Origin of the sequence: Vibrio sp. 10N.247.311.51 (assembly GCF_041467855.1) — a bacterium.
Classification (GTDB): domain Bacteria; phylum Pseudomonadota; class Gammaproteobacteria; order Enterobacterales; family Vibrionaceae; genus Vibrio; species Vibrio coralliirubri.
Genome location: NZ_JBFSVK010000002.1, coordinates 274,210 through 288,370, shown reverse-complemented (window position 1 = coordinate 288,370; position 14,161 = coordinate 274,210). Strand labels below are relative to the sequence as shown.

Annotated in this window: 11 protein-coding genes; 10 read left to right on the top strand and 1 reads right to left on the bottom strand. The window is 46.1% G+C overall.

Annotation, left to right across the window (positions count from 1 at the left end; translation table 11 throughout):
• Positions 1–45: 45 nt before the first annotated feature.
• The 10 genes from AB6E85_RS03410 to hflX all read left to right on the top strand — a co-directional run bounded on the left by AB6E85_RS03410 (position 46) and on the right by hflX (position 12,387).
• Positions 46–687, top strand: coding sequence for a LysE family translocator (locus AB6E85_RS03410; RefSeq protein WP_050052731.1), 642 nt, complete (start codon positions 46–48; stop codon positions 685–687).
• Between the two features lie 535 nt (positions 688–1,222).
• Positions 1,223–2,680, top strand: a complete 1,458-nt coding sequence (locus AB6E85_RS03405; protein WP_372141450.1) for a protein adenylyltransferase SelO — start codon at positions 1,223–1,225, stop codon at positions 2,678–2,680.
• A gap of 159 nt (positions 2,681–2,839) precedes the next feature.
• Positions 2,840–3,568, top strand: a complete 729-nt coding sequence (locus AB6E85_RS03400) for a response regulator (protein ID WP_048607871.1) — start codon at positions 2,840–2,842, stop codon at positions 3,566–3,568.
• A 42-nt stretch (positions 3,569–3,610) separates the two neighbouring features.
• On the top strand, positions 3,611–5,056 hold the full coding sequence (locus tag AB6E85_RS03395; protein WP_372141448.1) for an ATP-binding protein: 1,446 nt from the start codon (positions 3,611–3,613) through the stop codon (positions 5,054–5,056).
• Between the two features lie 111 nt (positions 5,057–5,167).
• A complete protein-coding gene (locus AB6E85_RS03390; RefSeq protein WP_019824814.1) occupies positions 5,168–6,415 on the top strand; it encodes an ABC transporter substrate-binding protein in 1,248 nt (415 codons plus the stop codon).
• 181 nt (positions 6,416–6,596) lie between these two features.
• Positions 6,597–7,535: a carbohydrate ABC transporter permease gene (locus AB6E85_RS03385; protein WP_102480879.1), complete on the top strand. Its 939-nt coding sequence runs from the start codon at positions 6,597–6,599 to the stop codon at positions 7,533–7,535.
• A complete protein-coding gene (locus AB6E85_RS03380; protein WP_048613124.1) occupies positions 7,532–8,389 on the top strand; it encodes a carbohydrate ABC transporter permease in 858 nt (285 codons plus the stop codon). The genes AB6E85_RS03385 and AB6E85_RS03380 overlap by 4 nt, the downstream gene beginning before the upstream one ends.
• Before the next feature lie 6 nt (positions 8,390–8,395).
• Positions 8,396–9,508, top strand: a complete 1,113-nt coding sequence (locus tag AB6E85_RS03375; RefSeq protein ID WP_017056923.1) for an ABC transporter ATP-binding protein — start codon at positions 8,396–8,398, stop codon at positions 9,506–9,508.
• 140 nt (positions 9,509–9,648) lie between these two features.
• Entirely contained in the window at positions 9,649–10,794 is a 1,146-nt protein-coding gene (locus AB6E85_RS03370; RefSeq protein WP_048616112.1) for a S8 family serine peptidase, read from the top strand.
• 225 nt (positions 10,795–11,019) lie between these two features.
• Positions 11,020–12,387 (top strand): GTPase HflX, encoded by a 1,368-nt coding sequence (gene hflX, locus AB6E85_RS03365; RefSeq protein WP_059021166.1) that lies wholly within the window; start codon positions 11,020–11,022, stop codon positions 12,385–12,387.
• A gap of 97 nt (positions 12,388–12,484) precedes the next feature.
• Here the strand turns inward: hflX and pfaD are convergent, their stop codons facing one another.
• Positions 12,485–14,122 carry an eicosapentaenoate synthase subunit PfaD gene (gene pfaD / locus AB6E85_RS03360; RefSeq protein WP_372141445.1) on the bottom strand — a complete coding sequence of 546 codons (1,638 nt, stop codon included), beginning with the start codon at positions 14,120–14,122 and terminating at the stop codon, positions 12,485–12,487.
• Between the last annotated feature and the right edge of the window lie 39 nt (positions 14,123–14,161).

Genomic DNA, 14,161 nt, shown 5'->3' with positions numbered 1-14,161 from the left:
GGTGTCTAATGTTTAGTCGTTTTAGTGAGTTAAGGAGGATTCACGATGAGCTTTGATACATGGATTTATTATTTATTAGCGGTGCTGATCTTAACGGCATCACCAGGCCCAAGTTCTTTATTGTGCATGACCAAAGGTGTGCAATCTGGCTTTAAATTATCAATATTTACCGCCTTGGGCAGCTTAACTGCGATTACTGGCATTCTAACCTTATCGTTTACCGGACTAGGGGTAATTATTGCTTCGTCTGAAGTGGTATTTAATGTCATAAAATGGACTGGTGCGGCTTATCTAATCTTCCTCGGCTGGAAATCACTGCGCTCTAGCCAACAAGATTATGACAAGCTATCGAATCAACAAGGCGGTGCTCAATCTGTTAAAGAAAGCGCTGCGCAGCATTACTTAAGTGGCTTTATTGTTGGCGCGAGTAACCCTAAAGCTATCCTGTTTTTTACCGCACTTTTCCCTCAATTTATTGACCCTTCAATCGCTCTGGTTCCCCAGTTTACCGTGTTTGCTTTGACCTTCGCAGTCATGGAATTGTCTTGGTTACTGGTGTATGCCTACTTGGGCGCGAAATCGTCAAATTGGTTGTTTGCGAAAGGTCGAGCCAAGGTCTTTAATCGTGTCACTGGAGGTGTCTTTATTGGGGCTGGCGCACTGCTTTCGACGACCAGTCGAGCATAACTTTCTGTTTTATCAGAGAGGTGAATGATTACAGAATATTCTTGATGCTGTCATAAAAGGTTAATATTAATGTGCTTGCTGCTTTTGGTGAAAAGCCGATATATTGTAGTTACACCATCACGTTCTCAAGGAGAGACATATGCAGCATCAAGAAATGATTCAACACAGTAACTTTGGCGTAATCAGTCGTACTTGGATTTTCTCTACCCTTTCTCTAGTGGGTATTCTTGCTCTAATGTAGTCAGCTTCATGGCTCTATATTTTTAGTTTTTATTATGAAATCACTTGTTAAAAAGTCTTCAAAGTCAGAACTCTTTCTCTTATAAATGTGGCTTTTCTCATCAGGCTAGCCACTTAATTTTTTCTTAGTCATCTTCTTCTAGCAAGCATCCCACAGTAATTTACTCCTAGTCACCACTTTCTTCCTGTGGAATGGTTTATCACCTTACCTCTATAAACAAGCGCCATCGCACTTCTGAAGTTGTTACGAAACTGTGATAATCTTAAGTTATCTTTTATCTACAGTGTATCTCTCATGTCTGTCTGGGATTCTATTTCATTTAACAATCGATTTACTGCATTACCTCGACTGTTCTATACCCCAATTCAACCTACACCGCTCAGCAATGTCCAATGGCTCGCATGGAACCATAAGCTTGCGGATGAACTCGGTTTTCCGTCATTTGATGATGCTTCCGAGGAATTGCTTGAAACGTTATCTGGCAATGTTGAACCTGAGCAGTTTTCGCCTGTAGCAATGAAATACGCAGGCCACCAGTTTGGTTCTTATAACCCGGATTTAGGTGATGGAAGAGGGCTATTATTAGCTCAAATTGTCGCGAAAAGTGGCGAAACGTTCGATTTACACCTCAAAGGTGCAGGTGAAACGCCTTATTCTCGTATGGGTGATGGACGCGCTGTTATTCGATCAACGGTTCGTGAGTACTTATGTAGCGAAGCGATGGCAGGGCTCAATATCCCAACCACTCGCGCATTAGCCATGATGACCAGCGACACGCCAGTTTACCGTGAGAAGCAAGAGTGGGGAGCATTACTGGTGCGTGCTGCAGAATCTCACATTCGATTTGGTCACTTTGAACATCTGTTTTATACCAATCAGTTGGCAGAACATAAATTACTGGCTGATAAAGTCATCGAATGGCACTTCCCGGAATGCCTTGATCAAGAAAAACCCTACGCTGCCATGTTTAATGAGATTGTCGATCGCACTGCGGAAATGGTTGCGTTGTGGCAAGCGAATGGTTTTGCTCATGGCGTGATGAATACCGATAACATGTCGATCATCGGGCAAACTTTCGATTATGGTCCGTTCGCGTTTCTTGATGAATATGACCCAAGATTGATCTGTAATCACTCGGATTACCAAGGTCGTTATGCTTTTAACCAGCAGCCAAGAATAGGGCTTTGGAACCTGTCGGCACTGGCTCACTCACTTTCTCCGCTGGTGGATAAGGCCGACTTAGAGGCGGCTTTAGAGCAGTACGAACCGCAAATGAACGGTTACTTTAGTCAGATGATGCGTCGTAAGTTGGGGCTGTTTTCGAAACAAGAAGGTGACAGTCGTTTGTTCGAATCTATGTTCGAGCTGATGTCGCAAAACAAAGTCGACTACCCAAGATTCTTTAGAACGCTGTCGAACTTGGATACCTTGCCGCCACAGGAAGTGATTGATTTGGTTATCGACCGAGAGGCAGCAAAGCTGTGGGTAGATAACTACTTACAACGCTGTGAACTGGAAAAGAGCTCAGTGGCAGAGCGCTGCGAAAAGATGAGGCAGGCAAACCCGAAATTCATCCTCAGAAACTACCTAGCTCAACTGGCGATAGACAAAGCAGAGCGCGGTGATAGCAGCGACATTGATGCTTTGATGGTGGTACTGGCAGACCCTTACGCGGAACACCCGGATTATGAGCACCTTGCGGCTCTACCTCCTGAGTGGGGTAAAGCCATGGAGATCAGCTGCTCTTCATAACCAACCAATAGCGGATTAAGCCCTAAAGATTCAGATAGAGGTCACTAAGTTGTGATCTTTATCTGTTCGTTCTTCTAACTTTACAAACATGTCAATAATCAAACACTCGACCTGTCTATACACTATGTGAATAAGTTGTAAATTTAATAGGTTTGGGCGATGCCAACAAATACTCGAATTCTCGTGGTGGATGATGATCAAGAAATCCGCGAGCTGCTGGAGGAGTACCTCACAAAATCGGGTTTCGATGTTTCTTCTGTGGGAGATGGTGTAGAACTAGAAGCTCATCTGCAAAACCAAGGTTATCCAGATCTGATTCTGCTTGATGTGATGCTACCCGGTGACGACGGTTTTACCTTGTGTCAACGCGTCCGTAAGCAATCGAATGTGCCTATCATCATGCTGACTGCGGTATCGGATGAAACCGACCAGATTATCGGCTTAGAAATTGGTGCTGATGATTACATTGCCAAGCCGTTTAGCCCTCGTCAGTTAATGGCGCGTATCAAAGCGTTATTACGCCGCGTTCAAGTGGTGGATGACAAGCCAAGTGATGCACTGCCAAAGCAAATCATTTTTGGTGATTGGACGCTTGATACGTTAGCGCATCGAATTTCCCACAATGAACACTCGGAAGAGATGGATTTGTCGGGCAGTGATTTTTCTCTGTTGATGTTGTTCTTAACTCGCCCTAACGAAGTTCTCGACCGTGACACCATCTCTTTTGCTACCAGAGGCCGCGAAGCGTTGCCTTTTGAACGTGGCATTGATGTGCAGCTTAGTCGCCTAAGAAGCCGATTGGGCGACAGTGGTAAATATCCTCATTACATCAAAACCATGCGCGGCAATGGCTATATTCTCGCTGTGCCTGTTCAGTATGAACACTGATAATCAAGAGCTGTTAATCACCTTGCCAATAAAGTATTGCCTATGAACTGGTTGAGTCGATTAAAACCAAACTCCTTGGTCGCAAGAACCTTGCTACTGACCTTGTTAGCCGTGGTGATTGCTCAGGGTATCGCAACGTCTATTTGGTATAGCGAATCCAAACACAAAGAGTTGGAAGGGATTCGTTCTGCCTCCGAAAGCATGGCCAATATGTTTGCCTCGACGGTGACTTTCTTTCAGTCTCTACCCGTCAAATATCGTCATATCGTATTAGATCAGATCCGCAATATGGGCGGTACGCGCTTTTTCGTCTCTTTCAATAAAGAGGCGTTGATTGTCGAACCGATCCCTGATACCCGCTTAAAAACCGCTTCGATTGAAGCGATAGAAAGTGTTTTGAGTAGCAAGCTCAATAAAGTGGCGTCAGTGCGGGTTGATTTCTCTCGCCCTGAACATCTTCGTTTACTTAAAAATGACATCTACTTGAGCGATCTCCCGCGATCGTGGGCACATCATACTTTAACCTTAGAGCCTCTTAATCCGCCGATTCTGGTTGTTCAGATAGAACTAGCCAGTCACGAATGGGTGTATATCGCCGCGTTATTGCCTGCGCCATACGTAAAGCTCGATGATACGATTCTCGGTCGTGAACAGGTGATCTTCTTAGTTTCCTCGACACTCATTCTTTTGGTTTTGACTTACTTGATGATTCGTCGCCAAGTACGTCCGCTTAAGAAATTGGCAAGAGCGGCCAATGAGATGAGTATGGATATCCAGCAGCCGCCACTTAATGAAGAAGGGGCAACGGAACTGGTCACCGCGACTCGGGCCTTTAATCGAATGCAGCAACGGATTCGTCGCTATGTTGCCGACCGGGAGCACCTTTTCTCGGCAATTTCCCATGACTTAAAGACACCAATAACACGGCTTAGATTGCGTGCAGAGTTGTTGGAGAGCGAAGTAAAGAAAGACAAATTCAATAAAGATCTCGATGAGCTTGAGATGATGGTTAAAGGTGCTTTGCAAGCGGTAAGAGACACAGATCTACACGAGAATAACGCCATTATTGACCTCAACGAAATGGTACTTGCTGTGATTGAATCTCATAACCAGTACCAAACGAAGGTAGAGTTCGAGCCGGTCGTCATTGAGCCATTGGTCGCGAAACCACTGGCGATAAAGCGTGTACTGACCAACTTAATCGACAACGCGGTTAAGTATGGTTCATCAGCAGTGGTAGAAATCAGCGGTGATGAGCTTTGGGTGGTCGTGACCATTCAAGACCGTGGTAATGGCATTCCAGAAGACAAGTTAGAGTTAGTTTTTGAACCTTACTTTAGGTTAGCAACGGATGATCAAGGACACGGTCTTGGCCTCGGGATCTGCCGAAATATCCTGCATGGACACGGCGGAGATCTCATTATTCGCAACTCCTCTCAAGGTGGCTTAGAAGCCAAAGTCTATATCCCAACAGGCCTAGAAGTGTAATGTAACAATTATGTTACATAGGGCTTACCTTTTGTTTCAATCCTAAAAATCAAAATAAGTAGACTCTTTATTGAACCGGACGTCGAGTCCGCTAAAACATGGAAGATAATAATGAAAATCAATAAAACCCTACTTACTCTATCTCTTCTTGCTGCCTCAACATTTTCTCAAGCTGGTGAAGTGGAAGTGCTTCACTGGTGGACTGCTGGTGGCGAAGCGAAATCCGCAGCGGTACTGAAAGAGATGATTGAAGAACAAGGCCATACTTGGAAAGATTTCGCTGTTGCTGGTGGCGGCGGTGAAAGTGCGATGACTGTTTTGAAAACTCGAGCAGTGTCGGGCAATCCTCCATCTGCCGCGCAGATCAAAGGTCATGATATTCAAGAGTGGGGTGGTTTAGGTTTTCTAACGTCTCTCGATGCAACGGCGAAACAAGAAAAATGGGATGAGCTACTGCCAGAAGTGGTCACTAAAGTGATGAAGTGGGATGGCGAATATGTGGCGGTTCCTGTCAACGTTCACCGTGTTAACTGGCTTTGGGCGAACCCTGTTGTTTTAGAAAAATCAGGCGTGACGGTTCCAACTACGTTAGATGAGTTCTTCGTTGCTGCAGACAAGATTAAAGCGGCTGGCTTTATTCCACTGGCTCACGGTGGTCAACCTTGGCAAGACGCGACAGTCTTCGAAGCAGTGGCACTTGATGTGCTAGGCAGTGAAGACTACAACAAAGCGTTCGTTGATCTTGATATGGACGTGTTATCTGGCGACAAAATGGTGGAAGTGTTCACCAAGTTCAAAAAGATGCGTGATTACATCGACAGCAACTCTCCGGGTCGTGATTGGAACGTAGCAACTTCGATGGTTATCAATGGCGAAGCGGCAATGCAGATCATGGGTGACTGGGCGAAAGGTGAATTTACTGCGGCAGGCAAAGTGCCGGGTAAAGACTACATCTGTGCACCAGCTCCAGGTACTGATGGCCAATTCACTTTCAACATCGATAGCTTTGCGTTCTTTGAGTTAAGCGATAAAGAGAACCAAAAAGCGCAGCAAGACCTAGCGAAAACCATTCTTACCAAAGATTTCCAAGAAGTCTTCAACCTTAACAAAGGTTCTATCCCTGTTCGTCTAGATATGGACATGTCTAAATTCGACCAATGTGCGTTGGACTCAATGGCAACCTTCAAAGCGAGTGCTGAATCTGGCGATCTTGTTCCGAGTATGGCTCACGGCCTAGCGACGACAAGTTACGCGCAAGGCGCGATTTACGACGTGGTAACCAACTTCTTCAACGAAAAAGACGCCGATCCAAAACAAGCGGCAGCCAAGTTAGCGAAAGCAGTGAAAGCGGCTATCTAATCTAACTTGATAAGCGACACACAACGCACATGAGTGAAGGGTTGTGTTGCTTTATCGAACCCCCAGGGTGGGTAGGCTCGTAGGGAGCCTATCTGCTCTTCACTCCCAATTCTGATATGCGTGATGCTGATGTGGTGCCGAAAGGTAAGCCATCGGCTCGATTGTGCAACAAGGATAAGTTATGGAGCATGTTTTGACTGAGTCGACTCCAAAACCCACAAGGAGCCAGCCTGCACCGAAACCGAGTTTTGCTGACAGGTTACAACATTGGTTACCTAAAATGGTACTTGCGCCGACCGCGTTAGTGACCGTGGTGTGTATCTACGGCTACATTTTTTGGACGGCAGCGCTGTCGTTCACCAACTCTCGATTTCTGCCGAGCTTTAACTTCGTTGGTTTAACCCAATATGAAAAGCTGATGGACAACGATCGTTGGATCACCTCAATCACTAACCTCGGTGTGTTTGGCTTTCTTTTTATGGCGATTGCTATCTTGCTTGGTGTTGGTTTAGCGGTATTGCTTGACCAGAATATCCGCCAAGAAGGGGCGATTCGAACTATCTATCTCTACCCAATGGCGTTGTCATTCATCGTGACAGGTACGGCGTGGAAATGGATTCTTAATCCGGGTCTTGGCATTGAAAAGCTGATGCAAGACTGGGGATTTACCGACTTCAAATTTGATTGGCTAGTTGACTCGGAAATGTCGGTGTATACCTTGGTTATCGCGGCACTTTGGCAGTCTTCAGGCTTTGTGATGGCGATGTTCTTAGCGGGTCTTCGCGGCATCGATTCATCAATCATCAAAGCCGCTCAAATTGATGGAGCAAGCTTACCCACTATCTATCTCAAAATCATTCTGCCTTGCTTGCGCCCTGTGGTTTTCAGTGCGGTGATCATCACCTCACACATCGCGATTAAGAGCTTCGACCTTGTGACCGCAATGACAGCGGGTGGCCCGGGTTATTCATCGGATCTTCCTGCACTATTCATGTACGCACACTCTTTTACTCGTGGACAAATCGGCCTTGGTGCTGCCAGTGCTATGATGATGCTTGCCGGTATCTTAGCGATTCTCGTGCCTTATCTTTACTCTGAACTTAGGGAGAAAAAGTCATGATGAATAACATCAATTTTGCTCGAATCTTTATCTATTCAGCACTGCTTTTCTTCTGTTTAGTGTATCTAATGCCATTGTTCGTGATGGTGCTGACCTCATTCAAAACTCTGCCAGATATCAAGGCAGGTAACTTGATGAGTTTGCCAAAAGAGTGGGTGTTCGACGCTTGGTATAAAGCGTGGGACACCGCTTGTACGGGCGTGAAATGTGAAGGTATCAAAGGCTACTTCTGGAACTCGTTCCAAATGGTGATTCCTGCGGTTGCGATTTCAACATTGCTCGGTGCATTCAATGGCTATGTGGTGACGAAATGGCAATTCAGAGGTTCAAACCTGTTCTTTAGTTTGTTGTTATTTGGCTGCTTCATTCCATTCCAAGTGGTGCTACTACCAATGGCAACTATGCTCGGCAAGATGGGGCTAGCGAACACAACCATCGGCTTGGTGATTGTGCACGTTATCTACGGCATGGCGTTTACGACTCTGTTTTTCCGTAACTTCTATATCTCGATTCCTGATGAATTGATCAAGGCGGCAAAGCTCGATGGTGCTGGCTTCTTTACCATCTTCTTCAAGATCTTATTACCTATCTCAACGCCGATCATCATGGTGACGGTGATCTGGCAGTTCACCGCAATCTGGAACGATTTCTTGTTTGGGGTGGTCTATTCGGGCTCAGAAACTCAGCCAATCACAGTGGCATTAAATAACTTAGTCAACACCAGTACGGGCGTTAAAGAATACAACGTCGACATGGCTGCCGCGATCATCGCCGCACTGCCAACGTTGTTGGTGTATGTCTTCGCAGGAAAATATTTTGTTCGTGGCCTAACGGCAGGATCAGTAAAAGGATAATTACCCATGGCAACATTAGATTTAAAACAGATCCGTAAAACCTATCGCAACGCGGACAACGAAACGTTAAAGGGCATCGACATCAGTATCGATTCGGGGGAATTTTTGATACTTGTCGGCCCTTCGGGGTGTGGGAAATCGACCTTAATGAACACCATTGCTGGGCTCGAAAATATTAGCTCGGGTGAGATTGTGATTGATGGTGTAGATGTAGCGCAGGTTGAACCTAAAGACCGCGACATTGCGATGGTATTCCAATCCTACGCGCTTTACCCAAACATGACGGTACGCGGCAATATCGCTTTCGGTTTGAAGATTCGCAAGATGCCTCAGGACGAGATCGATGCTGAAGTGAATCGAGTGGCAGAAATGCTGCAAATCGAGCAATTGCTTGATCGTAAACCGTCGCAACTTTCTGGTGGTCAGCGTCAACGTGTCGCTATGGGGCGGGCTCTGGCTCGTCGCCCTAAGCTTTATCTATTTGATGAACCACTTTCTAACTTGGATGCCAAGCTACGTGTTGAGATGCGTCATCAGATAAAACGTCTGCACCAGAAGCTGAATACCACGATCGTTTATGTAACCCATGATCAGATCGAGGCAATGACACTGGCTGACCGCATCGCGGTAATGAAAGATGGTGAGCTGCAGCAGCTCGGCACACCGCAAGAGATCTACACCAAACCCAACAATATGTTTGTGGCTGGCTTTATGGGGTCACCGTCAATGAACTTCATTAAAACCATGGTGGATTTGGATGAGGAACAGAATCCGATCATTAAAGTGGTCGGTACCGCAGATCAAGAACACCACATTCGTTTGCCACAAAGTATGCGTGACCAAGATGGCAAAGAGTTGGTGATTGGGCTGCGTCCAGAACACATTACTGAACAGGAAGGTGATGATGTTTCTGCCTCGACAAAGCTGGACTTACAGCTGGAGGTATTGGAACCGACAGGGCCAGATACCATCGCAATGGTTAAAGTGAACGATCAAGAAGTCGCGTGTCGCTTGTCACCGGAGTTTGAGGTGTCGGTTGGGCAAATGGCACCGTTGCATTTTGACCTATCCAAAGCCGTGTTCTTCGATGCTCAGACGGAAGCGAGAATCGATTTCTAAGTGTTACTAGCAAGTTAGTTTCACCAAACACCTCATCGTTTGATGGGGTGTTTTTGTATCAAGACAGGTTAATTGTCACATTAATGATAAAAAACTCAGTAGAGTCTATGCTTGATGGGAGATTAATTTTTATAAAAAGGATGTCTGCAATGAGAGTCCAATTACTCGTAGGAGCAATGTCACTTGCTCTTCTTTCCTCTCCTGTATCTGCTGTTGTTAATCATGATTTGAGAGACAGTTATATTGTCGTTTTAAAACAGAGTGTATCGGAATCACGGGCGAACGATATCGCGCGCGAAGTTGCCAATGGGCGTGGTGTAGTTGGTCATCAATATAGCCATGCCTTGAAAGGGTTTTCTGTTAAGGTCCCAGAGCAAGCTCTCAAAGGTCTTAAAAATAGGTTCCCCGAGATTGATTACATTGAGCCTGATATCGTCATGCATGCTTTACCGCGAGGAGGTAAACCTAATCGAGGCGGAGGTGGAGATAGTGTTGAGCGAGCTGTTCAGCAGGTTCCTTGGGGTGTAACCAGAGTCAACGGTGGTACTGTTGATATGAGTAATTCCTCATCTGTTGCGTGGGTTATAGACTCGGGTATTGACAGTAATCACCCAGATTTAAATGTAAACAAATCTCGAGGGGCAAACTTTACTCGCGGTAAGAAAAACAATACTAGCGATGGTAATGGTCACGGCACGCATGTAGCAGGAACGATTGGTGCGTATGATGACGGTTTTGATGTCGTTGGTGTTGCTCCTGGTGTACAGGTAATTCCAGTACGGGTGTTAGATAATAGCGGCAGTGGTTCAATGTCGGGCGTGATTGCAGGAGTTGATCATGTTGCTCGTTATGGTGACTCTGGTGACTGTGCCAATATGAGTTTGGGAGGAGCTGGATATTCAGCCGCCTTGGATAGCGCGATTAAAACGGCCGCTGCTCAAGGGATATTTTTCTCAATCGCAGCGGGTAATTCAGGGCAGGATGCCAGTGGGTTTACGCCAGCGAGTACCAACGGCACGAATATATTTACTATTTCCGCATTTGGTGAATCTAACGATAATTTCGCTTACTTTTCCAATTATGGCTCTGATGTAGATTACGCTCAACCTGGAGTCGATGTGTTATCGACCAAAACGGGCGGAGGAACGGTTTCTTACAATGGTACCTCAATGGCGGCTCCTCACTTTTGTGGAGTACTGTTAGCCACCGGAGGCTCATTCTCTTTGGATGGGGATGTGAATAATGATCCCGACGGATCTCCTGACCCTATTGCAGTGAGTAATTAACTTGTTTGATAGTTTAAGTAGGTATAAAAATGCCGTTGTAGGCAATAAAAAGCGACCTGATGGGTCGTTTTTTATTGTGAATAATCATCGAGTAGACAGTTAATTATCATCAAAGCTGATATTTAGTGTGATGTGGCTATATAAAGCTGACGTAGAAACGCGTAGGATCGAGTCAACTTTAGACCAAATACTAGGTTGCACTTTGGTGCATAAACAGAAGAATACATGAAACTAACAGCAAAACCCTCAGCTAGTAACGCTTTACTTATTTCTATTACGACACCGGACTTCAAAGGTGACGAAGCAAAAGAGTCTCTTGCCGAACTTGCTCGCTTAGTAACAACCCTAGGGTTTAAAGTGGTTGGTACTCAATCGCAGCACCACAGTTCAGCTCAACGACAAAACGTGTTGGGTGCTGGTAAGCTTGCGGAAATTGCTCACCTAACCGGTTACCAAGGTTCGATTGAAGAAGCAGAAGATGAAGACTTCCTTGATGAATCAGGTCTATTTGATTCAGAAATCGACGAGCTAGATTTTGATGATCTTCCAACGGGCAATTTCCAATACGGCGCCGCTGATGTTGTGGTCTTTGACTGTGATTTAAGCCCATCTCAACTGCGCACTGTTGAGGCGAGTTTGGGTGTGGAAGTATTTGACCGTACTGGCATCATCATCGAAATCTTCAGCCGCCACGCTCGTACTCGTACTGCTCGTCTGCAAGTTGATATCGCTCGTCTAAACTACTTAGTGCCACGACTTCGTGAAACGGCTGAGGGTGATAAAGAGCGTCAAATGGGTCAGGGCGCCGGTGAAACTTCACTAGAGCTAGACCGTCGTAACGTACGTGACCAAATTGCTGCGCTTAAGCGTGAGCTAGTAAGCGTACAAGATGAAATGAAGACCCGACGCACAAGGCGCGCGGAGCTTTTCACTGTTGCTTTAGTTGGCTACACCAATGCCGGTAAATCTTCGATGATGCGTGCAATGACCGCAACCGAAGTGGTGGGTGAAGATAAACTGTTCGCAACGTTAGACACCACGGTTCGTGCGCTTCAACCAATTACTCAACCACGTATTCTGGTTTCTGATACAGTGGGTTTCATTAAGAAATTACCACACGATCTGGTTGCTTCGTTCCACTCAACACTAGCAGAAGCGCATGATGCTTCATTGCTGCTTTATGTCGTTGATGCTTCTGACGTTTCATTCCGCGCCCAACTTGATGTGGTACACGACGTATTGGCACAGGTGGGTGTTGAAGGCAGCGAAAAACTATTAGTGCTGAATAAGTGCGATAGATTGACGGAAGAACAGCAATTAGAGCTGATCGAAGAATTCCCAGATGCGATGCTAACGTCGACTCGAGATCCTCTGGATATCACGAAACTGCACAAGTACATCGTTAGTGTTGCTGAAGAAGGCATGATCGAAGAAGAGATCACGATTCCTTATTCTGGACAAGGCATCATCGGTGAGATTCGCTCAAACATGAGTGTGGTTAAAGAAGAATACGATTACGAGTGTATTAAGTTGACCGTTCGCTCTAGTGAAATTGACTTAGCTCGACTGAAAAAGCGTATGCAGAAGTCTTAATCTTTTAGCTAGCTTAAGAAGAATGACCAAAAGAAAAGCGACCTGATAAGGTCGCTTTTTTTATTCGTTGAGCTTAATTAACTCCGTATTGAAATGCCTACGCCATTCTTTGCGTCGGCTTCCAACGTGCTAGCTCTGGATCAAGCTTGATACCTTGTGAGGTCAGCAAGTTAACACGAGCCAAGTACGCCGCACCGTGCATCAAATGTTTAGCAAGGTCGACCGCATTACGTTGTTGGTAATCATCTAGGTAGCTGTCTTTTGCCCATGCGTTGAATGCGCCAAGTGCAGGGCCAGCCCATACTTGGTAATCCATTTCACGACCTTGTTCACCTGTGTTTGACCAGCGGCTAGAAAGCCCTAAGTACCAACGGAAAATCAAAGCCATTTTACGTTTAGGATTGCCTTCAGCACGTTCGATCTGTTTAGGATCGCGCTCGTTAAAGTGCGCCACAGTCCCTGCCCAAATGTCATCCAGTGTTGAACGGAATACTTGCTTCTCAAGTTTCAGACGCTCTTCTACTGGAATCGCTTCAATTGAATCGTAGCGAGTGTAAAGTTCGTACAGTTTGTTGGCACGCATTGGGAACAAGGTACCACGCTTAACTACTTGCAGTTTCACGCCCATTTCGAACATGTCTGCCGCTGGAGCCATCGTTACGTCAGCCATTTCGGTTGTCGAAAGTAGCTTACGTGTGTGTTCGCTCGCGCCAGCCTCGACACATGCTTGGTTGATTGAACCGGTAACAATGTAAGCTGCGCCCATGTTAAACGTCGCTAGAGCAGCGTCAGGCGTACCTACGCCACCACCACAACCGACACGTAGCGGAGTTTTGAATTGGTACTGAGCTTGGATTTGCTCTTTCAGCGCTAGAATCGTTGGTAGCAGTGTTACTAGCGGACGGTTGTCGGTGTGACCACCAGAATCGGCTTCTGCGGTAATGTCATCAGCCATAGGAACTAGCTGTGCCAGTTCCATCTGTTCTGCTGTGATTCGACCTTCATCAACTAGAGCTTGCAGCATTTTAGCTGGAGCTGGTTGCATGAACTTACTCGCGACTTCAGTACGGCTTACTTTAGCAATAACTTTGTTGCCGATCTGAATCTCACCTTGTGCATCACGGCTAAGGCCCGCGGCACGGTAGTGAACGATTTGCGGTGTTAAACCTAAGAAGGCAGAAGCCTCAACCGTTTTCACTTTGTGCTTCAAAAACAGCTCTACACTGCCACGCTCTAGAGCGGGTTCGCTTGGGCTGTGAATCAGGTTAAACGCGTAAGGGCCGTTTGGCAGTGCTGCTTGGATACGGTTGATCGCTTGCTCAACGCGAGATGGGATTAAGCCCGCCGCGCCAAATGAACAAAGAATGCCAGCCTGACCAAGCGCAATCACCAACTCTTCAGATGAAATACCGTTTGCCATTGCGCCCGCGTAGTAAGCGTATTTCACGCCGTGGCAGCGACGAAAATCTTCGTCGCCTAGGCTTTGTGTACCAAGAGCTGGAGCAAAGGCGCTAACAGGTTGGTTGTTCGCTGAACTTGCTGAGTCGCCCGATGTAATTTCCGCTTGTTGGCTAACACCTAACCCTTTTTCTGGGTGGTTCACGACGTAACAAGCAAGGCTTAAGTCTTTCAATATTGTCGACATTGCTGCGTTATCAAAGCGAGTTGTGCTCTCTTCGATCTGCCAAGGCCACGGAGATAGCTTTTCGTTATTGATTGTAGTTTGAGTTGTCATACTAAATTCTTTCCTAGTTCTCTGTCTCTGTCACTAATA